The organism is Sorangium sp. So ce296 (assembly GCF_051529605.1).
Taxonomy (GTDB): Bacteria; Myxococcota_A; Polyangia; order Polyangiales; family Polyangiaceae; genus Sorangium; species Sorangium cellulosum_D.
Genome location: NZ_CP150325.1, coordinates 10,707,501 through 10,730,038 on the forward strand (window position 1 = coordinate 10,707,501; position 22,538 = coordinate 10,730,038).

At 72.9% G+C, this 22,538-nt stretch carries 16 protein-coding genes and 1 tRNA gene; 8 read left to right on the forward strand and 9 right to left on the reverse strand.

Annotated elements, in window-relative coordinates; genetic code table 11:
• The first annotated feature begins 34 nt into the window (after positions 1–34).
• The gene (locus tag WME98_RS39800) at positions 35–2,374 is read left to right on the forward strand and encodes a biosynthetic peptidoglycan transglycosylase (protein WP_437946898.1); all 2,340 of its coding nucleotides are present in this window, start codon (positions 35–37) and stop codon (positions 2,372–2,374) included.
• A gap of 159 nt (positions 2,375–2,533) precedes the next feature.
• On the opposite strand, the gene WME98_RS39805 is transcribed toward WME98_RS39800, so the two are convergent.
• The 3 genes from WME98_RS39805 to WME98_RS39815 form a co-directional block, all read right to left on the reverse strand.
• Positions 2,534–3,073: a nucleoside deaminase gene (locus WME98_RS39805; protein ID WP_437946899.1), complete on the reverse strand. Its 540-nt coding sequence runs from the start codon at positions 3,071–3,073 to the stop codon at positions 2,534–2,536.
• A gap of 34 nt (positions 3,074–3,107) precedes the next feature.
• Positions 3,108–3,181: transfer RNA gene (locus WME98_RS39810), tRNA-Arg, on the reverse strand.
• 821 nt (positions 3,182–4,002) lie between these two features.
• Positions 4,003–4,623, reverse strand: a complete 621-nt coding sequence (locus WME98_RS39815; protein ID WP_437946900.1) for a hypothetical protein — start codon at positions 4,621–4,623, stop codon at positions 4,003–4,005.
• Positions 4,624–4,731: 108 nt separating this feature from the next.
• Between WME98_RS39815 and WME98_RS39820 the strand changes: the two genes are divergently transcribed.
• The 5 genes from WME98_RS39820 to WME98_RS39840 all read left to right on the forward strand — a co-directional run bounded on the left by WME98_RS39820 (position 4,732) and on the right by WME98_RS39840 (position 12,426).
• Complete coding sequence (locus tag WME98_RS39820; RefSeq protein ID WP_437946901.1) at positions 4,732–5,502, forward strand: redoxin domain-containing protein; 771 nt, start codon at positions 4,732–4,734, stop codon at positions 5,500–5,502.
• A gap of 33 nt (positions 5,503–5,535) precedes the next feature.
• Positions 5,536–6,939, forward strand: a complete 1,404-nt coding sequence (locus WME98_RS39825; protein ID WP_437946902.1) for a VWA domain-containing protein — start codon at positions 5,536–5,538, stop codon at positions 6,937–6,939.
• A gap of 16 nt (positions 6,940–6,955) precedes the next feature.
• Positions 6,956–8,488: an acyl-CoA carboxylase subunit beta gene (locus tag WME98_RS39830; protein ID WP_437946903.1), complete on the forward strand. Its 1,533-nt coding sequence runs from the start codon at positions 6,956–6,958 to the stop codon at positions 8,486–8,488.
• 107 nt (positions 8,489–8,595) lie between these two features.
• A complete protein-coding gene (locus WME98_RS39835; RefSeq protein ID WP_437946904.1) occupies positions 8,596–11,028 on the forward strand; it encodes a S8 family serine peptidase in 2,433 nt (810 codons plus the stop codon).
• Between the two features lie 141 nt (positions 11,029–11,169).
• The gene (locus WME98_RS39840; protein ID WP_437946905.1) at positions 11,170–12,426 is read left to right on the forward strand and encodes a pyridoxal phosphate-dependent aminotransferase; all 1,257 of its coding nucleotides are present in this window, start codon (positions 11,170–11,172) and stop codon (positions 12,424–12,426) included.
• Here WME98_RS39840 and WME98_RS39845 read toward each other — a convergent pair.
• From WME98_RS39845 to WME98_RS39860, 4 genes are all read right to left on the reverse strand, one after another.
• The gene (locus tag WME98_RS39845) at positions 12,413–14,077 is read right to left on the reverse strand and encodes a L,D-transpeptidase family protein (protein WP_437946906.1); all 1,665 of its coding nucleotides are present in this window, start codon (positions 14,075–14,077) and stop codon (positions 12,413–12,415) included. The genes WME98_RS39840 and WME98_RS39845 overlap by 14 nt on opposite strands.
• Positions 14,078–14,152: 75 nt before the next feature.
• Positions 14,153–14,311: a hypothetical protein gene (locus WME98_RS39850; RefSeq protein WP_437946907.1), complete on the reverse strand. Its 159-nt coding sequence runs from the start codon at positions 14,309–14,311 to the stop codon at positions 14,153–14,155.
• Between the two features lie 177 nt (positions 14,312–14,488).
• On the reverse strand, positions 14,489–15,223 hold the full coding sequence (locus WME98_RS39855) for an AgmX/PglI C-terminal domain-containing protein (RefSeq protein WP_437946908.1): 735 nt from the start codon (positions 15,221–15,223) through the stop codon (positions 14,489–14,491).
• 87 nt (positions 15,224–15,310) lie between these two features.
• The gene (locus WME98_RS39860) at positions 15,311–16,147 is read right to left on the reverse strand and encodes a metallophosphoesterase family protein (RefSeq protein WP_437946909.1); all 837 of its coding nucleotides are present in this window, start codon (positions 16,145–16,147) and stop codon (positions 15,311–15,313) included.
• A 229-nt stretch (positions 16,148–16,376) separates the two neighbouring features.
• Here WME98_RS39860 and WME98_RS39865 point away from each other — a divergent pair, with 229 nt between their 5' ends.
• On the forward strand, positions 16,377–17,900 hold the full coding sequence (locus WME98_RS39865; protein WP_437946910.1) for a cyclic nucleotide-binding domain-containing protein: 1,524 nt from the start codon (positions 16,377–16,379) through the stop codon (positions 17,898–17,900).
• 42 nt (positions 17,901–17,942) lie between these two features.
• Here WME98_RS39865 and WME98_RS39870 read toward each other — a convergent pair whose 3' ends face one another.
• Positions 17,943–19,943 (reverse strand): DUF1565 domain-containing protein, encoded by a 2,001-nt coding sequence (locus WME98_RS39870; RefSeq protein WP_437946911.1) that lies wholly within the window; start codon positions 19,941–19,943, stop codon positions 17,943–17,945.
• 256 nt (positions 19,944–20,199) lie between these two features.
• Entirely contained in the window at positions 20,200–21,906 is a 1,707-nt protein-coding gene (locus tag WME98_RS39875; protein WP_437946912.1) for a hypothetical protein, read from the reverse strand.
• Between the two features lie 253 nt (positions 21,907–22,159).
• Here WME98_RS39875 and WME98_RS39880 point away from each other — a divergent pair, with 253 nt between their 5' ends.
• The gene (locus WME98_RS39880; protein ID WP_437337779.1) at positions 22,160–22,531 is read left to right on the forward strand and encodes a hypothetical protein; all 372 of its coding nucleotides are present in this window, start codon (positions 22,160–22,162) and stop codon (positions 22,529–22,531) included.
• Positions 22,532–22,538 lie beyond the last annotated feature (7 nt).

A 22,538-nucleotide genomic window follows, 5' to 3' on the forward strand; every position in this document is an offset into this window, starting at 1 on the left:
GGGAACCTTGGGACCCAGGCGCAAGAGAATCGCGTTGATCGCCGGTGGCGCCCTCGGCTGCGGGCTCCTCGCCGGGTTTGCGCCGTTCGTGCGCTACCAGGCGGAGAAGGCTGCCGCAGGATTCGGGGCGTCGCTGGCGATCGAGCAGGTTCGACCTACGTGGCACGGCGTCTCGCTGAGGGGCGTGGACATCCGGCTGCGAGGCGCGCCAAGCATCGCCATCCGACTGGATGAGGTCGCCGTCGCGCTCGGCTTCTCGGGACGCCGCGTGGCGATGCGCGGGGGCACGGTCTCCGCCGTCGGCCCGCGGGAAGTGATCCTCCACGAGCTGGAGACATGGCGGGCTGGGCAGACGCCAGGGCGCTCCGGCGCCGTCCCGAGCGAGGGGGGCGGGAGCACCGACCTGGAGGGTCTGAAGGTCGTCTGGTCCGATCGAACCGACGCGCCCAGAGAGAGCCTGTCCGCGGCCGGGGTACACCTGGCGCGCGCCGAGGGGCGGACCTCCATCTCCGCGCAGGAAGCGATGCTGTCCCTGGGACACGCCGCCTTCTCGGTCCGAGAGGGCCGGCTGGTGCTCGCCCGGGAGCAGGCTCGTTACCAGGTGAGCGAGCTCTCGGCCGCGGCCATCGACGCCGAGGTGACGCTCCCGGAGGTCGAACCCGAACCCCAGGTGGCGCCCGAGCGGGGTGGGAACACCCGGCCGGCGCAGATCAAGAGAGCGGCGGAACCGGGCGAGGGCGACGACTCGGGCCAGAACCGCGGGGTTGCGATCCGAGAAGCGCTCCTGCGGACGGCCCGGATGATCGATCTGGCGCTCGGGGAGGGGGCAAAAGTCGACGTCGCAGGGGTCACGGCGCGCCTCAAGCGCAGGGCCGATATGCTCAACCTGGGACCGGGCAGCCTCGCCGTACGGCGCGAGGTCGGCTCCCTCGTGGTAGAGCTCTCGCCCGGCGAGGCGGCGATCTCGACCGCCGGCTCCGACGCCCAGCAGGCGCTCACCTTCCGGCTTCGCGTGCCCATCAACGACGCGAAGGAGACCCCGCAAGAGATCGTCGCCGACGTGCAGGGGGGGCCCATCTGGCTCTCGACCCTCGGTGTCCATGAGGGCGACATGGGGCTGTTCGATGTGGCGCGGACCTCGATCGTGAGCCGCGCGCGGGTGGTCCTGTCGGCCGATGGTCAGACGCTGGGTGTCGACGGCGACGGGAGGCTGAAGAACCTCTCCCTGCGGAGCGCGGCCCTGGCAGACGAGTCCATCGCCGGGCTCGACCTGGCATGGCGGGCAAAGGCCAACGGCAAGCTCGACGGGTCCAGGATCGTCGCAGAGGACGCCGAGATCGACCTCGGCGCCCTGCGGCTGATCGCGCGCGGCGAGTACGAGCAAGTCGGGGCTTCGCACCGGGTCCGCGGCAGCTTCGAGGTGCCCCTGTCGGCGTGCCAGTCGATGCTGGACTCGGCGCCCAAGGGGGTGGTGGCGAAGCTCCACGGCATGAGGCTCGCCGGCTCGTTCGGGATCGAGGGGAAGCTTCGCTTCGATACCGCCAACCTGGATCGGACCTTCTCGCTGGACTGGGGCATCTCCAACACCTGCCGCGTGACCGAGATGCCGCCGGAGCTGAGCGTCGATCGTTTCAAGCGCGCGTTCCGGCGCCTGGTCTACGGACCAGGCGGCCAGCGCGTCGAGATCGAGTCCGGTCCGGGGACCGCCGAGTGGGTGCCCTATGAGGACATCTCCCGCTTCATGGAGGTCGCCGTGCTGACCACGGAGGACGGCGGCTTCCATCGGCACCACGGGTTCGACGAGGAAGCCATCAAGAACTCGATCCGCGAGAACCTCCGGAAAAGGCGGTTCGTGCGGGGGGCGAGCACCGTCAGCATGCAGCTCGCCAAGAACCTGTATCTGGAGCGGACCAAGAGCGTGGCGCGCAAGCTCCAGGAGACCCTGCTCACGATGTACCTCGAGCAGGAGCTCACCAAGGAGCAGATCATGGAGCTCTACCTGAACGTGGTGGAGTTCGGGCCGCTGGTCTACGGCATCGGCGCCGCCGCGCGGCACTACTTCAACGCGTCCGCGGCGCAGCTCTCGCTCGGGCAGGCGCTCTACATCGCGTCGATCCTGCCCAACCCGAGCGTGCAGCACTTCGATGCGAGCGGGGAGGTGACGCCCGCATGGAGCGAGTACCTGCGCAAGCTCATGCAGATCGCGCACAGGCGCAACCGGATCTCCGACGAGGAGCTCGAGAAGGGGCTGCAGGAGACGGTCGTGCGAGGCTCCCCCGCGCCCCATCTCGCGCCCCGGCAACCCGCCGGAGACGGCGACGAAGCCATCGAGGATCGACCCGAAGAGCAGGGGGGCGCCTGGACGGCGCCCTGACCCGCGCCCGCGCGGCCCTCACCCCGCGCCCTCGTGGTCTTCACCGTCAACCCCGCGCCACGACCGGCGCGCGCGGCGCTCTTGCGGGCCCCACCGCTGAGCCGCTGCATGCCGACCCGCGCCTGCGCGACGCGACCCGCGCCCCCGCGGGCCTCGCCGTCAGCGTCGCTGCGCGGCGGTCCGGAGCTTGGCGAAGAACGCGCGAAGCAGGGCAGCGCACTCGTCCGCGAGCACGCCCGACGTGACCGCGAAGCGATGGTTGAGCCGGGTGTCGCGCCCGATCGCGAAGAGCGTGTCGACCGCCCCTGCCTTCGGATCCGGACAACCGTAGACGAGCCGCGCGATCCGGGCGTTGACGAGCGCGCCCGCGCACATGGGACACGGCTCCAGCGTCGCGTAGACGGTCGCCCCTTCGAGCCGCCACCGGCCCAGCTGCCTCGCCGCCGCCCGCAGCGCGTCGACCTCGGCGTGTCCGGTCGGATCTTGATCGATCTCGCGCCGATTTCGACCGCGCGCCAGCACGACCCCCGCCGCATCGACGATAAGCGCCCCGACCGGCACATCACCAGCGGCTGCTGCGACCTCGGCCTCGATGAGCGCCTCGCGCATCCGCATCACGTCGATGCCAGCAGCATCCCCGACGTCGGGATCCTCCGCCCGCGGCACGGCGGAGAGGAGCACCTCGGCTCCGTCATCCATGTGGGTCTCTGGATCTGTCACACAACCGATCAGGCGCGCCCAGGAAGATTCGAACTTCCGACCCCCGGCTTCGTAGGCCGATGCTCTATCCAGCTGAGCTATGGGCGCTCTGTAAAGACAAGCAGCAAGACGTGGCTACGCCACCGCGTTCCTCGTGTCGCGCTCGTTTGCGCGAAGTGAGTGCCGGCGTTTATACGCCCCAGAGCGGCCTGTCAAAGGAAAAGTGATCGAGACCTGGGGACGCTCGCTCGAGGGCGTGGCTTTCACGGGCGAACGCTGCTCGATTCTCGTGGCCCCCTCCGGTCGATTGGCTCCCGCCAAGGGCTGAGCCCGCCTCATCGCTAGGCCGTCGCACCGCCGTACGAACGAGACGACCGAGCGAGCGAGCCTTGCAGCGGCACGGGCATCCATGCGCACGGAGCCGACCGCCGGGGCAGCCGGTCGCAGGACAAAAACATGGCGCGCGGCGATTCCGTCACGGAATGGCCGCGCGCTCTCACACGCTCTCGAAGGCAAGTGAAGCTCTGAAGCGCACCACGAGGCGAGCAGGCCAAGCAGACAGAACAGCAGAAGGCGTAAGCCAAGCAGCAGCTGAGCGACGGACGAGGCGAAGTCGCGCCAGCTGGACGACCAAGCGCAAGCTAATGAGGCCCGTCAGGAGGGAGGAGGACCGCGACACGCTGCAGCCCACAGCGAAGAACACGGTCAATTCCGCCTGGAGCAGCCTCCGTGCCATTGCGCGGCTTCGACGCCGGCACACCCTCGCCGCGGAACGCCCCGGCGGAATATTCACGTTTCGCGGCCGTTTCCTGCGTGGTCACGGAGCTCCGCACCACGACGGCTCGGGCAGCGGTGTCGCGTCGGGCGTCGTGGCCCGCAATCTTTGCGGAGTTGAGCCACGCGTCGATGGAGCGGGATGATGCGCCGCGCTATCGCGGGCCTCCGAAGAGGTGGTCGTGCGGGGCGTCCGCATGGCAACGTTTGCAGAGAGGCAAGGCGCCGCGGTGGGTGGACGTGCCCTGCGGCGTGAGGACGAGGTACTCCCAATCGCCGCCGTCAGGGTCGTAGCCGGCCGAGCGCTTCACCATGGCGAGCAACGTCACCGGTTCCGACGAGCCCGCCGGGTAGTGGAGCTCGACCAAGGCCGCGCCCGGCGGGAGCGCTCGCGCCGGTCCGAGCGCCGGGTAGGGAGCGGCGGCCGCGTTGATGCGCACCTCCGCCTCCATCTCGCCGGTGAAATGCTGGGAGCGAGCACGGTCCGTGGCCGGCGTGAAGCTCGCGAGCTGCCCGGCGAGCTCCCACGCCGACGGCTCCGCGGGCGCAGACGCAGCGGGCGCGACGGCCGTCGCGCGCGGCTCGGCGACTGGGATGGAGCCGCGCTCGATCCACGCGGTCGCCTCCTCGTGGGGCGTCCGGGAGCGCGACGGCGCGCAGCCGAGGGGCAAGGGCGCCCACCCGGGACGGGACTGCGCCTCCATCGAGAGGATCGGCGAGGCCAGGGTCGCCACAGCGACCGCGCACCACGCAGGGAGGCGGGTTCGGGACCGCACCGGTCGAGATGCTACACTGCCAGGATGCACCTGGCCTCTTCCAGGCGAGGCCGCGCGTGGCGCGCCCTCTTCGCTGCGACGCTGGTGGCGCTGTCAGGCGCTGCGCTGATGGGAGGGGCCTCACGGGCGGTCGCGCAGGAAGCGTCCCGCCGCGCCTGGCTGGGCGTGGAGCTGGCGCCCGGACCGGCCGGGGGGGTGGTCGCGAAGCACGTCGTCACCAGCTCGCCGGCCGCCAAGGCGGGCATCGTGGACGGGGACCACGTCGTCGCAGCGGACGGCGTGCCGCTCGAAGATCCGAAGCAGCTGGTCGCCCGCGTCGCGCTCGCGGGGCCTGGCAACGTGGTGAACCTCCGGATCCGACGCGGCGGGCAGGAGCGAGACGTCGCGCCGACGCTGGTGCCGTTCCCAGGGCACGATCAGATCCTTCGCCTCGACAAGATCGGCACCTTCGCGCCCGGCTGGAAGCCGCTCGCCACCGTGGCGGGGACGGTTCCGGCGAACGTCGGGGCGCTGCGCGGAAACGTGGTGCTGCTCGATTTCTGGGCCACCTGGTGCGGGCCGTGCCGCTTGATGGCCCCGCAGCTGTCGAAGTGGCACACGACGTACGCCGCGCAGGGGCTGCGGGTCATCGGCCTGACGACCGACAGCGTGGGCGTCGCGACGAAGACGGCGCAGGCCCTGTCCATGCGCTACGCGGTCGCCTCGGACGCCTCGGAGTCGACCTCCGCGGCCTACGGCGTCAAGGCGCTCCCCACGATGTTCGTGATCGACAAGAAAGGCGTCATCCGCGACGTGGTGGTCGGGTACGACCCGTCCCGGCACGCGCAGGTCGAGAAGCTCCTCCAGGCGCTGCTCGCGGAGCCTGCGCCGGCGCCGTAGCCGCCGCGGGTCGCGCGACCGGCGAGGCCCCCGATGCTTCTCTCCATCGACGAATTTCTGTGGGCGCTGCGGCGCGACGGCTTCGCGGTGTCGACGGCGCAGGCCATCGACGCCGCGCGCGCGTGCGCCCTCGTCGGGTTCGGCGACCGCGCGAGGCTGCGGGACGCGATCGGCGCGGTGGTCGTCGAGCGCGCCGCCGATCTCCGCCGGTACCGCGCCTGCTTCGACCGCTTCTTCTCCCCGGAGGGCGCGCACGTCGGCGACCTGTGGGCGCGCCTCCGGGAGCGAGGGTTCTCGGAGGGGGAGCTCTCCGCCCTCCGCGATCTGCTGACCGCGGCGGCCGAGCGGAGCGGGGCGTCGGGCGACGCGCTCGGGTTCCAGGCGCTCGCAGGGACCGCAGGGGAGCTCGACCAGGCGCTCCGGTCGGCGGGGATCGCGCGCGTGCTCGCGCCGATGACGAGCTCGCTCCAGGTCGGGTTCTTCGCGCAGCGGGTGATGGATCAGCTCGGGGTGCCCGCCGTCGCCAGCGCGCTGCGGAGGATCCGGAGCGCGCTCGAGGAAGCGCTCGGCGAGGACCGGGGGAAGGCCCTCGCCGACGCGCTCGCCGCCGAGATGGAGCGGATGCGGCACCGCGTGCGCGAGCACGTGACGCTGGCGCTCCGGCGCGTCGAGGGCGAGGAGCCCGCGGCGCCCGGCCGCATGGACGTGCCGTTCGCCTCGCTCGGCGAAGGCGAGATGGACGAGGTGCGTCGCGCCGTACGGGCGCTGTCCGAGCGGCTCCGCGGCGCGGAGAGGCTCCGGAGGCGCCGCGCGCGGCGCGGCAGGATCGATCCGCACCGGACGCTGCGGCGCAGCCTCCAGACCGGCGGCGTGCCCTTCCAGCCCGCCCGGCGGGCGCGCCGGCGCGACAAGCCGCGCCTCATGGTCCTGTGCGACGTGTCGGATTCGGTCCGCGTCGCCGCGCGGTTCATGCTCGAGTTCGTCTGCGCGGCGCAGGAGCTCTTCGACCGGACGCGCTCGTTCGTCTTCGTGAGCGAGCTCGCCGAGACGACCGAGCTCTTCGGGGCGATGCCGGTGGGCGCGGCGCTCGAGCGCATCCAGCGCGGCGAGGTGGTGAGCCGGGCGCACAACTCGAACTACGGGCGCGTCCTGAGCGCCTTCGAGGAGCGGTACGGGCGGGACGTGGACCGGCGGGTGACCCTCGTGATCCTCGGCGACGGGCGCACGAACTACTTCGCGGACGAGGCGGAGGTCGTGAGGAGGCTCCGCGACCGGGCGCGGGCGCTGCTCTGGCTCTGCCCCGAGGGGCCGGGCGCCTGGGGGACGGGGGACAGCGCGATGCTGCGCTACGCCGCGGCGTCGACCAAGGTGCTGGTCGCCCGGACCGCGCGGGAGCTCGAAACGGCGGCGCGGGAGGTGGTCGCCCGGCGCGCTTAGGGCTATGGGTCGCGCCATGTCGCTCGATCAGAAGCTGAGGGAGCTCACGGCGCGCATCGAGAAGGGGGGCGCGCAGAAGTACCACGACAAGAACGCGGAGCAGGGCAAGCTGTTCGCGCGGCAGCGCGTCGCGCTGCTCCTCGATGAAGGGAGCTTCATCGAGGACGCGGCGCTCGCCAACGCGCTGGATCCCGAGCTGCCGGCCGACGGCGTCATCACTGGCAGCGGGACCGTGGGCGGGCGCCCGGTGTGCGTGATGGCGAACGACTCGACGGTGAAGGCCGGCTCGTGGGGGCGCCGCACCGTCGAGAAGATCCTGCGCGTGCAGGAGACCGCGCGGCGCCTCCGGTGCCCGCTGCTCTACCTCGTCGACTCGGCGGGGGCGCGGATCACCGACCAGATCGAGATGTTCCCCGGGAGGCGCGGCGCGGGCCGGATCTTTTACAACCAGGTCGAGCTGAGCGGCCTGGTGCCGCAGATCTGCCTGCTGTTCGGCCCGTCGGCGGCGGGGGGCGCGTACATCCCGGCGTTCTGCGACGTCGTGTGCATGGTCGAGAGCAACGCGAGCATGTACCTGGGCTCGCCGCGGATGGCGGAGATGGTGATCGGCGAGAAGGTCACCCTCGAAGAGCTCGGCGGCGCGCGCATGCACTGCTCGGTCTCGGGGTGCGGGGACGTGCTCGTGAAGACCGAGGAGGAGGCGATCGCGTTCGCGAAGCGCTACCTCGCGCTGATGCCCCAGAGCTCCGCGGAGGCCCCGCCCCGCGTCGAGCCGAGGCCGGAGAAGCCAGGGCAGCGGCCGCTCGATGGCGTGATCCCCGCGGACGAGAACAAGCCGTTCGACATCATGGCCGTGATCGACGCGGTCATCGACGAGGGCAGCTTCGTCGAGATCAAGAAGCTCTACGCGAGGGAGATCGTCACGGGGCTCGCGCGCATCGAGGGGCGAGCGGTCGGGATCGTCGCGAACCAGCCGAAGTACAAGGGCGGCGTGCTGTTCGTGGACTCGGCCGACAAGGCGGCGCGGTTCATCTGGCTGTGCGACGCCTTCAACATCCCGCTCCTGTACCTCGCCGACGTGCCCGGCTTCATGATCGGGACCGTCGTCGAGCGGCAGGGGATCATCCGGGCCGGCGCGAAGATGATCGCCGCGGTGAGCGAGGCGACCGTGCCGAAGCTGTCCGTCGTCGTGCGCAAGGCGTACGGCGCCGGGCTCTACGCGATGTGCGGGCCGGCGTTCGCGCCGGACGAGTGCATCGCGCTGCCCTCGGCGTCCATCGCGGTGATGGGGCCGAGCGCCGCGGTGAACGCCGTTTACTTCAATAAGATCCAGGCGATACCGGCGGGGCCGGAGCGCGATGCGCTCGTCCAGAAGCTGCGCGACGAGTACCGCGCGGACGTCGATCTGGAGAAGCTCGCGAGCGAGCTCGTGATCGACGCGGTCGTGCCGGCGGCGAACCTCCGCCGCGAGGTGGCGCGCCGCTTCGAGCGGTACGCCGGCAAGGTCGAAGAGCGGCCGCGCAAGAAGCACCTCGTCCCGCCGGTGTGAGCGGCGCGCCGGCAGGCGCGCGGCTCGGCGCGGCGCCCTCGAGCGCGCGCCGCGAGGGCCGCGCTCCGCTGGGCCGGCCGCGCGCGAAGGTGGTGTAGACTCGCCGCGTGCTTGCCCGCAGGCTTCCGCTCTCCCTCGCGCTGCTCGGCCTCGCTCTCGCGCCAGGCGAAGCGCGCGCCGACGTCCCGGCCGCGGCGGTGGCGCGCCTGCTCAGCCCGCGCCTCGGGCGGCACCCGCTCGCCGATCCGGGCGGGCGCATCCCGGTGCTGGTGCCGCTGCCCGCCGGCGCCGACGCGCGGTCGCTCGGGCTGCTCCCGGTCGCGCCGGGCTTCGGGACCGTCCGGCTCGCGCCGGGCGAGATCGGCGCCTTCGCCGACGCGCACCCGGAGCTCTCGCTGTTCACAGGACCGCCGCGGCAGCCCCAGCTCGATCGATCCAAGGTGTGGATCCGCGTCGACCCGTACCGGAAGGCCACCGGGGCCGACGGCACCGGGGTGATCGTCGGCGTCGTCGATACCGGCATCGACGTGGCCCACCCGGATTTCCGGCGCAAGGACGGCAAGACGCGGATCCGATGGTTGCTTCAGGCGGGGAAGCCCAAAGGGGTGCACGCGCAGCTCGAGGAGGCCTACGGGTGCGATGACCCGAACCAGTCGCGGTGCGCGATCCTCTCCGACGCCGATATCGACGCCATGATCGAGAGCGGGGATCTGCGCGCTGTCCGCGACGTCGCGGGGCACGGCACGCACGTGGCTTCCATCGCGGCGGGCAACGGCGGGCCGATGGTCAACGCGCGGCCGCGGTACGTCGGGGTGGCGCCGGCGGCGACCCTGGTCGTCGCCGCGCCCTCGCTGCCGGGTGAGGGCTTCGAGGATCCGGACATCCTCAAGGCGGTGCGGTTCATCTTCGACCGCGCGGAGGAGCTCGGCATGCCGGCGGTCGTCAACCTGAGCGTCGGGAGCGATTTCGGGCCGCACGACGGGACGAGCCCGCTCGAGGCAGGACTCGCCGCGATGGTCGGCGACAATCACCCGGGACGCGCGATCGTCGTCGCCGCCGGCAACAGCGGCGCGCTGTACGAGATCGACGGCGAGGGGCCGATGGGGATCCACACCGAGGCGCACGTCTCGCCGTACGCCGACACGCGCGTGCCCATTCGAACGCCCAGGGCGTCGGACGGGGAGGCATACGTCTGGATCACCTTCCGACCCGGGGATGAGGTGTCGGTCGGCCTCGAGGGGCCGGGCGGCGAGACGTGGATCGGCCTCATCGAGCCCGGAGAGAGCGCCGGCTACACCGCCGACGACGGCGAGACGACGGGCGCCGTGATCAACCGCATCGCGAACGGAAAGCCCATCGACGCGAACACGAACAGCGCCGTCGTGGCCTTCAGCGGGGCGTGGGAGGCGGGCGAGTTCGCGATCCACCTGAAAGGCCGCGGGGACGCGCAGCTCTGGGTGACGGGGCTCGGCGACGTCTCGGCGTCGCACGACCTCGGGCTCCAGTTCACGCGCGGCATCAAGCAGGGGACGATCAACGTGCCCGCCAGCCACCCCGGCCTGCTCGCCGTGGGATGCACCATCAACCGCGTCCGCTGGCAGCCGCAGGGGAGCTCGACGAGCATTCGCCTCACGAGCCTCGACGGCGAGGCGATCCAGGAGGACAGCGCCTGCTACTTCAGCGCGGCCGGCCCCACGCCGTTCGGGGTGGCCAAGCCCGAGATCAGCGCGCCCGGCGGCCTGGTCGCGGCCGCGATGGGGAGCGGGGTCGACCCGCGCAATGGCCCCGGAGGGCTGTTCGACACGCCCGGGTGCCCCGACGACGAGCCCTGCTTCGTCGTCGACGACTACCACGCGATCGCGTCGGGCTCGTCGATGTCGGCCCCGCAGGTCGCAGGCGCCATCGCGCTGCTCTTCCAGGTCAACCCGAACCTGACCCAGGCAGAGGTCACCGACGCGCTCCAGGCGGGCGCGCGGTACCCGAGGGGCGCCGTGCCGCTCGAGGCGCAGCTCGGGCCCGGCGTGCTCGATCTCGAGGGCACGCGGCTCGCGCTGGAGGCCGCCGAGAGCGGGGACAACACGCCGGCGCTCGACAGGAGCTGGTACGTGCTGTCGAGCACCTACGCGAGGCCCGACCCGTCCTGGCCCGTCTGGGGGACGATCGAGCTGCGACGCGCGGACGGGGCCCCGGTGAGGGTCCCCGCCGACAAGCTCACGGTCGCGGTCCAAGGCGGGGCGATGCACGCGCCGCTCACGGAGGTGCGCCGCGGGCTGTGGCGGTTCGCGGTCGCGGCGCCGCACGGCTCCGGCGGCGCCACGCTGGCCGTGGACGTGCTCTACGACGGCGTCTCGCTCGGCGCGCGCGAGCTCCCGGTCGGGAGCGACGTGTGGATGGCGAACGGTGAGCTCGAGGTGACGAGCGGCGCGTGCACCTGCGCGGCCGCCGGCGCGGACCGGGACGGGCCGTCGCGCCGCGTCGCCGTCGGGCTCGCGGGCGCCCTTGCCGCGGCGCTCGCGGCGCGCCGCCGGCGCCGCGGCTGAGCGCTCGCCACCCGCGGCGCTCGGCGTCGCGCCCTGAGGCCCGCGCCCCGGCTGCCGTCCGGCGCGGCCCATGTCAGCGTGGCCGGGCGGCACGGCAGGGCAGACCACGACGAGGATGGAGCAGGGACCATGGAGAGACGGGTGAGCGCAGATCGACCTCCCACGGAAGAGGCAGACGCGGGGCGCGCGCCCGCGCCGAGACCGCTCCGGTTCGCGGCGCGCACGGGGTGGGATCTCTCGGAGAACCGGCTCGCGTCCGTCCTCGTCGAGGCCCGCCGCGCAGGGCGCGCGCTCGTCGACTTCACCGAGTCGAACCCGACGCGCTGCGGGATCGTCGAGACGGCGCCGCTGATCGCGCGCCTGGGCGAGCCGCGCGGCTCCACGTACGCGCCGCTGCCGCTCGGCGACCCTGCCGCGCGCGCCGCGGTGTCGCGGTACTACAGGGAGCGCGGGATCGACGTGGATCCGGCGGGCGTCGTGCTGACCGCGAGCACCAGCGAGGCGTACGGCTGGCTGCTCAAGCTGCTCGCCGAGCGCGGCGACGACGTGCTCGTCCCGGTGCCGTCGTACCCGCTCCTCGAGTACCTCGCCTGCCTCGAGGACGTCGCGCTCACGCCGTACCCGCTCGTCAAGGAGGAGGGGTGGCGCATCGACCTCGGCGCGCTGGAGCGCGCCGCCGGCGAGCGGACGCGCGCGGTGGTGCTCGTCCACCCGAACAACCCGACCGGCTCGTTCGTGCGCCGGGACGACGCCGCGGCGCTCGAGGCGTGCGCCCGGGAGCGCGGCCTCGCGCTGATCGTCGACGAGGTCTTCGGCGACTACGCGTACGGAGACCTCGCCCCGGACCGCCTGCCGAGCTTCGCCGGCCGGCGGCAGGCGCTGACCTTCGTGCTGAGCGGGCTGTCCAAGGTGATGGCGCTGCCGCAGCTCAAGCTCGGCTGGATCGCGGTCTCGGGGCCGCCGGAGCTCGTCGCCGCGGCGGTGGAGCGGCTCGAGATCATCGCGGATACCTACCTCTCGGTCGGCACCCCGGTGCAGCTCGCGCTGCCGGAGATCCTCGCCGCGCGGGCGCCCGTCCAGCGCGCGATCCTGTCGCGCGTGCAGGCCAACCTGGCGGCGCTCGACGCGGCGATCGCGGCGCGCGCCGGGGGCGCGGTCCGGCGGCTGCCGATCGACGGCGGGTGGTACGCGACGCTGGAGGTCCCGCGCGTGCACGACGAGGACGGCTGGGTCGAGCTGCTCGTGCGCGACGAGGGGATCATCGTCCACCCCGGCTACTTCTTCGACATGCCGCGCGACGGCTTCCTCGTGGTCGGGCTGCTGCTCGATCCGGAGGTGTTCGCGGAGGCCGCGCTGCGGCTCGTGGACCGGATGGCGCGCGCGATCAGCGGTGAATGAGGACGACGGTGGAGCGGCCGGCGTCGCGAGAGGCCCGCAGGCCGTGCCACCCCTCCGGGACCGGCGGGTCGGTCCAGGCGAACATCTGCTTCGCGTCGATGGGGGAGAGGTTCACGCAGCCGCCGCTCTTCAGCTCGCCCCAGGCGTCGTGCCAGTACGCGCCGTGCAGCGCGTGCGGGCCGTGGAAGTTCTGCACGAACTGCACCTCGGAGTGGACGATGTTGTCGTTCGAGCTCGACACCATCGTCGCCGTCACGAACTTCCCGTCGATGCGGAAGCGCCCCGTCGGCGTCGCCGCGGTCTCGATGGCGGGGATGCCCTTCTGCGGGACGCCGCCGCGCCCCGGCGAGATGAGCGTGGCGAAGACCGGGGTGAGCTCTTCGTAGGCGACGAACCAGCCGCCGAGGACGCTGATCTCGATCCACTTGCGCGGCGGCGACGAGGGATCGTTCTCGCCCTCGAGCGGCGCGCGCTTCGCCGCCTCGACCACCACGGCGTCGTCGGCGCGCACGTAGACCCCCGGCTCCTGCGTCTCGAGGAACCGCTCGCCGTCCTCGACCTCGGCGCGGCCCGTGAGCCCGACCGAGGCGAGCCGCGCGAACGACGCGCCCGTGGGCTCGAAGCGGCCGCCGGCGCCCCGCTGGTACTTCGGCCGATCGGTCTTGCGGAAGAACGCAAGCGGGAGCGAACGCCCGTCCTTCAGCCACACCCCCTGGAAGCTCGAGCGCGGGTAGGGCTTCAGCCGATCCTTCGGCATGTACGCCTGGTCCGAGGTCACCACCCAGGTCCGATCCTGCGCGTCGAACGCCCGGGTGAACGCCACCGTCGAGCCGTTCACGATCCGGTCGCGCGCCTCGCGCACGAGGTCGCCGAAGGGAAACAGCGCCGGGGCGGCGACGCCCGCGGGCTTCAGATCGACGCCCACGAGGGCCTCGTCGATCTCCCGGATCGCTTCGTCGCTCAACCCCTCGGCGGCGCGCACCTTGGAGACGCTCGCGAGGTGCGCCTCGAGGTCCCATTCGGAGCGCCGCTGCTCCTTCGCGCTCGGGAGCCGCGGGTAGCGCGGCGCGCCCGTCGACTCCGCGTAGTCGTACGGCCACGGCGAGTCGATCTTGGGCGCATGCGGCCGCAGCGCGGCCACCACCGGATCGTTCGGGTCGACCGTGGCGCTGGCGCCGGCGCAGATGTAACCCCGCGGCTCGACGGCGTACCACGCGTCGCAGCCCTCCCCCGGCGTCCGCGCGGCCTCGACGCTGCCGCCGCGGAGCGCGACCGACCCGCCAAGGCCCAGGTAGCCGCTCCAGCCCCGCGTCGGGTACGGACCAGGGTTGATCCAGGCAAACCGCGCCTTCGAATAGATGCGCGCGCCCTCCTTCGCCGCGCTCGCCGGGGGCGCCGCTCCGTCCTCCGCCTGGACCGGGGCCGGCGCGTTCGCGACGTGCGCCGCCTCGACGATCGCGGCGCGCGGCGCGTCGGCCTCGACGGTCGCGGCGCGGCGCGCATCGGCTTCGGCAGGGGCGCGCGGCACATCGGCCTCGAGCGAAGCCGGCGCCGCCGCGGCGGGGCTCTCTTCCGAGCAAGCGGCGGCGCCCCCCGACGCGATCGCGCACGTCAGGGCCGCGAGGAGCAAGGAGGACGGTGAGCTAGGCATGCAAGCCGGAGAGACTACTTGCCGGAAGCCGCCGCGGACAAGCCAGCGGCGCTCGCCCGTCCCGCGAGAACCGCCCTACAGCCTGCCGAGCACGGCCACCACGAGCAGGATCACCCCGACGGCCGCCGCGGCGATCATCATCAGCCTCATCAGCCGCGGCTTCAGCCACTTCCACAGGACGAGGCGAGCCACCTTCCACAAGAGCGCCAGGATCTGCCAGAGGACCTTGCCCACGATCAGAGCCTAGCGCAGTCCCGCGGGGCGCGCCCCCAGCAAGGGCGGGAGATTTCGCGCGCGGTGGACAGCGTCAACGGCCGTCCTCCACGCCCGACCGGGCCGGGACGCGGCGGCTTTCGGTGCGCCCGGCCGCCGGCGCCGGCACGGAGTGCGAGCAGCCGGCAGCGAGCGGCGTCAGTCGATGTCGACGCTCACCTTCGACGCGTAGCTGCCGGGGGAGGGGAAGGTGATGTCGCGGAGCGCGCCGGCGACACACTCGGCCGCCTCCTCGCCCCGTTCGTCGGCGCTGGAGACGCCCACGCTGAGCGGCTTGCCGTCGGTGTCGATGTAGAGCGTCGCCTTGAGCTGGGTGCCGCCGGCCTGGCTCCGGCACGACGCGAGCGCCGGCCGCGCCTTCTTGTACGGCGTCCCGAGCTGGTCGGGCGTCCACGGCACCGGCGGGCGCTCGTCGCTGCTCGGCTCGAAGGTGAAGCTGTTCTCCGCCAGGCCCTCTCCGCCGACGGGCTTCGGCCACTTCGTCGCCTTCAGGACGTTGAGCATGCACGCCTCGGTCTCGCGGTCGCCGAGGGTCGAGTCCTTCACGAACGCCCAGCGCGCCGTGCCCTCCTCGGTCACCCGGACCTTGAAGCGGATCTCGCCGCCGAGGTAGGGGATCCGCGCGACGCCCTTCTGGTAGCAGCGCGAGAGCCGCGGAGAGGCGCGCTCGAACGCCGCCTGCACCTTCTCCTCGTTCATGCCGCCGATCTCGGACCGCGAGCTCATCGTCGGGCGCGACGTCTCGACAGGCTCGGCGTCGCGCATCACCGGCGCCGCAGGCGTGGGCTCGGCGCCGCCACAGCCCGGGAGGGCCGCGAGCGCCGAGACAGCAACGAGGGTGACCGTGCCCCTGAGCAAGACATTGAATTTCATGATCCGGCGAGGACTCTATACGAGCCACGTCTCCGGCGAAAAGAGGGCGGTGAGGGGCGCCCGCGCCTCCAGTGCATGTGAGAGATTCTACGCCAACGCGAACGTCGACGCGCCGCTCCGGACCCGCGTGCGCTCCGAGAGAAGGCGCCCGTAACGCACACGGTAGAACCGCAGCGGAGAAGGTCCGTCCACGAGCGCCTGCGCGCAGAAGATGCGAGGGGGAGCGCCGGAGCGCACGGGCGCGTCGTATTCCCGGTGCGCGTGGCCGTGGATCACGTGGAGGTGATCGTGCTCGTGGAGCAGCGCCATGAGCTCGGAGCTGTTGATGAGGCCGTCCAGCCACTGCATCGCGCCGATCGGGTGCGGGAGCGGCGGGTGGTGCTGGGCGAGCACGAGCGCGTCGCCCGAGCGGCGCGTCTCGGCGGCGAGCGCGGCGACGCGCGCGAGCTCGCGGTCCGCGATCGAGCCCGCCGAGCGGGTCACCGGCTGCATCATGGCCGTCGATACCGCCGTCACGAAGGCCCCAGGGAGGGCGACCACCGCCCCCCGCCCGCTGGTGGCCGCGAAGGGGCGGAGGCAGCCTTCCAGGGCGCGCTCCCACGCGTCGCCCCCGCCATACGCGTCGTGGTTGCCAGGCACCAGCGTGACGCGGGCCGGGTCCCAGCCGCTCTCCGAAAGCACCGCGGCGAGCACCTCGAACTGGGCAGGCGTCCCGTCTTCGGTGAGGTCGCCGGTGAGCACCAGGTGATCCGCCCCGCTCCGCCACGCCTCGACGAGCGCGGCGAGCGCGCGGCGGCGGCGCTGCGCGGCGTCGATGGGGCGGCCGAAGCTCAGATAACGAAGCCGCCACCGCTCGGCGCCGCGGCGGCGGTCGTGATCCGCCTCGAGGAGATGAAAGTCCGTGAGGTGAGCGATCGTCGTCATCGACGCGATCGTGAGACCGGACCGACGTCGTTCCGGCGACATCGACGCAAGCTCTCGGCGACTCCATCCGCCGCTGCGCGAGGCGCCCCGGCGATCGCGGCGCGCCCGCGGCGGCCCCTGCAGGCGACGCGCGCCGCAGGCGCAGCCGATGACGGGCGCTGTGACGGTCACGAAGCCCGATCGCGACGCGGTTGTGACAGGGGCAGGCGGAGCTCTACCATCGGCCGCCATGCGCGGCGCCGCAACCATCTCGGACGTGCTCGTGCGGATAGCGTCGTCGGGCGCAATCGGCATCGGGATCGCCGCCGCGCTGCTCCTCGCGCTGCGGCTGCTGATGCCGAAAGCCCAGCGCGGGAAGCTGCGGCTGCCGGCCGCGCTGCTCGGCCTCCACGTGGCGGCGCTGCTCGCCCGGCTCCCGCTCGATCCGGCATCGTCGCTTCACGTGGCGCTCTCGGTCGTCGCGCTCTTCCTGCTGCTGACCGCGCTCGGTCGCGCCGCCTTCCTCCTCGTCGTCGACCTGATCCTCGGCGTGCGCCTCGGGCGGCCGCTCTCCAGGATCATCCACGACATCATCCAGGGGCTCGTCTACGCGAGCGTCGCGCTCATCACGCTCCGCGCGGCCGGGGTCGAGCCGGGATCGCTGCTCACCACCTCGGCGCTGCTCACCGCGGTGATCGGCCTCTCGCTCCAGGAGACGCTCGGGAACCTGTTCGCCGGGCTCGCGATCCAGGCGCAGCGGCCGTTCGAGGTGGGGGACTGGATCCAGATCGACCCGGATCCGAGGCTCATCGGGCAGGTCATCGAGATCAACTGGCGCGCGACCACGGTCCTCACGAACGATCAGATCGAGCTCACGGTGCCGAACGGCACGCTCGCGAAGAGCACGATCCGGAACTTCACGAAGCCCACCGCCCTCGCGCGGCGGATGATCGAGGTGCGGGGCCCCTACGAGGTGTCGCCGCGGATCGTCGAGCAGGCGCTGCTCGGCGCCGTGGCCTCGGCGCCCGGGGTGCTGCTCGCGCCGCCGCCGTTCGTGCTCGCCGCGAGGTTCGACGAGAGCAGCATCGGCTATCAGGTCAACTTCTTCATCGAGGACTTCGCCCGCCGCGATCGCATCGACTCGGAGGTCCGTCAGCGGATCTGGTACGCGTTCCACCGCGAGGGCATTGCGGTCCCGTTCCCCACCCGCATCGTCCGGATGGCCGAGGCGCCGTCCGAGTCGCAGGCGCGCAGCGAGGCCGACGAGCGGCAGCGCCGCCTGCAGTCGCTCCGCGTCGTCGACTTCATCGCCGCGCTCCCCCCGCCGCTCCTCGACCGGCTCGCGACGCTGTCGAAGACGTGCAGCTACATGACCGGAGAGGTCGTGATCCGGCAGGGGGCCGCGGGGCACGAGCTCTTCATCGTGCAGTCGGGCGAGGTCTCGGTCGTCGTGGGGCGCGAGGGCGGCAGCACGGCCGAGGTGGCGCGCCTCGGCCCGGGCAAGTTCTTCGGCGAGATGTCGCTGATGACCGGGGAGCCGCGCAGCGCGACGATCCAGGCGGTGAGCGATTGCGAGCTCGTGAGGGTCGACAAGGAGGCCTTCCACGAGATCCTCGCGGCGGCGCCCGGCATCGCCGAGAAGATCACGGAGGTGCTGGTCGCTCGGCAGTCGGCGCTCGACGAGAACGTGTCGGTGCGCCGCGCCCGCGCCGGCGCCGAGGAGGCCAAGACGACCGCGCTCCTCGAGAAAATCAGGCAGTTCTTCTCGGTCTAGCTCCACGGCGGGGACACGGGCGCGCCGCGTCCAGCGGGCGCGTCACGGGGCGGGCGCGGCGCTGCTCGGGACGGGGAGAGCGCCCTCGGTGACGTGATCGCTCTCCTGGTTGTCCTCGATGGTGTTGTCCTGCGATAGCTCCGGCGCCCGCGTGCCCTGCACGACAAGGCCGAATCGGTTGCCCGTGGAGCGAGCGTGCGCGAGCGCGCCGTCGCTGTCGCCGAAGAGCAGCCCCGCGCGCGCGCAGCCCTCCGCCTGCACCGAGCTCACCTGCGCCGTCGAGCGGAGGACGAGGAGCCCGTCGCCCAGGTCCGAAACCGACTCCATCTGCCCGCCGGCGCTCAGCGTGGAGAACGTCCCGCTCTCCACCCCCTGGATGAGCGTCTCTTCGACCGTGCTCGGCGAGGCGAGCAGCAGCAGCCCCGCCACGCGGCTCTCCAGCACCGCCGACCTCTGGACGACGATCCGCGCCGACCCGGCGCTCAGCAGGCCGACGCCGCCGGTGCTGTCGCGCTCCTCCGGCCGCGTCCCCTCGATGAGGCTCTCCGTGAGATCGAGCTCCGCGCCCTGGGACGCGGCGACGCCCGCGACATGCGCGCCCAGGACAACCGTCGACGCCAGCGTGGCGCGCGCGCCGCGCACCAGCACGCCAGCAGCGCGATCCCGATGGATCGGGCGCGCGCGCGTGCCAGCGACGACCACACCGCTGGCGGAGAACGTCCCGCCCGACACGACAAGGCCCGCGTCGCCGGCCTGGCGCACGGCGCTCGACGACAGCGAGAGCGCGCCGCCCCGCTGCTCGACGGCGTACCCGAGGCGGCCCGCCTCCGCGGCGGCCGCGCCCTGGAAGAGGGTCCCGGACACATCGACCGCCGTGCCGGCGCCCGCGACGGCGAGCTGCGCGTCGCACGCGCCGGACAGCACGCTGCCCTCGAGCGTCGCGCGAGCGCCCTGCTCCACGACCACGTCGCCGGCCTCCTGCACCCCCTCGGGCGGAGCGGCGAAGAGGGAGCGCGTCGCGGTGAGCGCCGCGGAGGCGCCCGTCACCAGCGCGCCCAGGCGGTGGTGGACGAGGGCGCTCGCGTCGAGCTGCAGCGCGCCCGCTTCCAGGATCACGCCGACCGGGGCGGTCGTATCCGCCTGCTGGGGCGTGATCTCCAGGAGGTTGCCCTCGGCGACCACCCCCTCCGCCCCGGAGGTGATGCGCAGGTGGACCGTGCCGTCGACAAGCGCGCTCTCGGTGAGCCGCGCCCGCGCCCCGGACAGGACCAGCACGCTCGTCCACTGATCGCCCGTGCCTTCGCCCGCCCACGACGCCTGGACCAGGCTGCGCGACAGCTCGAGGCTCGCGCCGGGGAGCGCGACCACGACGCCGCTGCCGCTCCCGCCCGTCACGCGGACGTCGCGCGCCGAGACCTCCGCCGCCTGGACGAGCAGCCCGATGGACGGGCTGATCACGCTCACGCCGCGCACGCCGGCGCCCTCGACGTCATGAATCCAGACCGCGCTGACGTTGCCGCTCGGGTCGCTCTGCTCGCCCCGGAGCACGACCCGGGAGGCGCACCGCCCGACCAGCTCGATGGGCTTCGAGATCTCGACCGGCTCGTCGTACTCGCCCTCGGCCAGGACGACGCGGCCGTCCGCCTGCACCGCCGAGAGCGCCTCCGCCAGCGTCGCGAACGGCCTGTCCCGCGACCCGTCGCCGCCCCCACCCGCGTAGCTCGGATCGACGTGGATGTCGCCGGGCGCCTCGGCGACTTGGCCCCACGGCCCCGAGCCGCAGCCGTCTGGGCCGTCGATGGAGATACACCCCTTCTGCGGGACCGCGAACGTCCCTTCCGGGCACTTGGCCATCGTGGGATGACAGCCGCCGCCCTCCACGAACTCCGCTGCACACCCGGGGATCCCGGCTTCGAGGCAGCCCCCGTCGAACGTCGGGACGGTCCCGGGCGAGCACCGCTCGAGCGCGGGACGGCAGAGCCCGTCCTCACCGACGGAATCGTCGGTACAGCCCTGGACGCCCACGGAGACACACCCGCTCATGCCGCGGAGTTGCCCCGGCGCACACGGGGGCTCGCCCGCGTCGTTCCGCGGGACGTACGTATTCGGCGGGAACTCGGAGCCCTCGCAACCGAGGAGCGACGCGGCGCACAGGCTGACAGTGAAAGAGAAGAGACACAGGAGCGCTGAGAGTCCAAGCTTCGCGCACAACACCCCATCAACGTAGCAGATCGAATCGACGCGCATGCCGGCGAAGCGCGCTTTTCCTCGTCGTCCGCGGCCGCTCGAGGCCGGACATTCACGGGCGCGACCCGGACAGCCGCACGTCGGCTCGCGCGAAGGCGCGCTCGAAGCGCTCGTGTGCGGCGGCCGACTCCTCTTCCCTGCCCTGTGCGCGCAGGCTCTGCTCGAGGCCCGAGAGGGACCAGCCGTTGTCGGGATTACGGGCCAGATCCTCCCGATAAGCCGCCTCGGCGTCGCGCGGTCGACCCGCTTTGAGGAGCGCCGCCCCGAGCGTGTGGCGGACCGGCTCGGGCCAGTCCGGCGGCTCGAAATAACGCAGTGTGTCCTCGACGCGTACGGCCGCCTGGAGCAGGCGGACGGCTTCGCCGGCCTGGCCGCGCTCCGAGGCGATCTGGCTCTCCAGCACGAGCGAGGCGATCTCGAGCAGGTCCTCCGCGCGGTTCATGCCGATCGTGACCCCGGCGATCTCGGACGACACCGCCCGGAGCGCCGCCGCCTCGCGCGCGGCGTCGCCGGGGCGCTCCGTCGACGCGAGCGACGCGAGCGCGCGGCCGCGCGCATAGTGCCATATCCCCGTCGCGTAACGCTGCTCGGACGGCGGCGCCGGCTGCGCGAGGACGTCCTGCCACCGGCCGAACCGGACCAGGGCGAACAGCAGCGCTGGCCGGAACATCTCGAGCATCGGCATGTGCCGGACGTGGCGGTCGGGCACCGCGGCGCCGAGCTCGCGGGCCGCGCGCACGGCGACGGCGCTGCGCCCCTCCATGCTCGCGGAGACCGAGAGGAAATAGAGGTTGTGAGGGAAGTACATCATCGGATAGATGCCCCCCGGCCGCTGCTCGCGGATGTACCGGCGATCGACCAGGACCGCGCGCTCGTTGGCGTCGGACGCGTCCGCGTACCGGCCGACCCGCATGAAGATGTGCGACGGCATGTGCACGAGGTGCCCAGCCCCTGGGGCCAGACCGCCGAGCCGCTCGGCGCTCGGCAGCGCGCGCTCCGGCGCGCGCGACGCCTCCACGGCGTGGATGTAATAGTGATTCGCGCCGAGGTGCTCGGGATCGCGCCGGAGGACGCCCTCCAAGGTGGAGACGATCTCCTCGGTCCCCGGCTGCGGCCGGCCGTACAGCGTCCAGAGATCCCACGGGCGCAGGTCCATGAGCGCCTCGGCGAAGAGGACGCTGGCGTCGAGATCGTCGGGGAAGCGACGGGCGAGCTCGCGCATCGCGCTCGCGTAGGCGCGGCCCCGCGCCGCCCGGTCGCGGTCGCGGCCCGGCGCCGCGGCGTGGCGCTCGGCCAACGCCTCGATGTACGCGCGCTCGCGCGCGGTCGCGGACGCGGCGAGCGCGCGCGCCTGCTCGACGGCCGCGAAGGCGGCCCGCTCCCGCGCTGGCTCGGCCGGCAGGTTGATGTTGGGGCCGAGCGTGAGCGCGACGCCCCAGCGGGCCATGGCGAGGCCGGGATCGAGGCGGGCGGCCTCCTCGAACGCCCGCCGCGCCTCATCGTGGTTGAACGCATAGACGAGCCGCAGGCCCTGATCGAAATAGCGCTGCGCGAGCTCCGATGACGTCGTCACGGGGTGATGGAGTGAGCCGATGTCCTCGAACAGCGGGACGCGCCCGGCGAAGGGCGCCCCCGCGGCATCGTGGCCGGGCCGCGGATCCGCTCGGGGCGAGGCGGGACGTGGCGCCGCGCCGCACGCCGCGAGGGCGGCGCAGGCGCAGAGGAAGGGCAGGCGGAAGGGCGCGCGTCGCGCTGTCATGGTCACCTCGCTGGAGCCCGGGTGGCCGGGGCTCCGACGGATCGACATCCCCTCGCGGGGTCGCGTGGCCTCGGCGCCGACCTCCGGCGCGAGCACGGAGGTCGAGCCGAGCGACGGTCATGCATGCGCGATTCCCGCCGGCCGGGAAGGCAGCGCACACACGACATGCCGTGCGCCCCGGCCGATCGTCGCGCCCGCGGCGTCAGCGCGGTGCGCGATGGACGGACGGCGCGACTTGCGGCAACCTCGAGGCATGACGACGTGCAGGGATGAAGCTCTTCGCTGGGTTCACCGCTACGCGATCGGCGGCGCCGCCTTCGCCGCGCTCCCGCTCCCGATCTCGACGTCCGCCGGGCTCGTCGCGATCGAGACCCACATGATGTCGATGATCGGCGCGATCTACGGCGAGAGCGTCGGATCCGTGGCGACGACCGCCGCCGGCGGGAGCTTCGCCATCCTCGGGCGAGGCTTGAAATTCCTCGCCACCCGGGCGGTCGGCTTCGTCCCCTTGGTCGGACCCGCCATCAAGATGGGGATCGCCGGGCTCACGATCGAGGCGATCGGCCATGGCGTCGTGGGGCACTTCGAGCGGAAGTACCCGGGCAAGGCCTTCGAGAAGGCGTGAGCCGTCC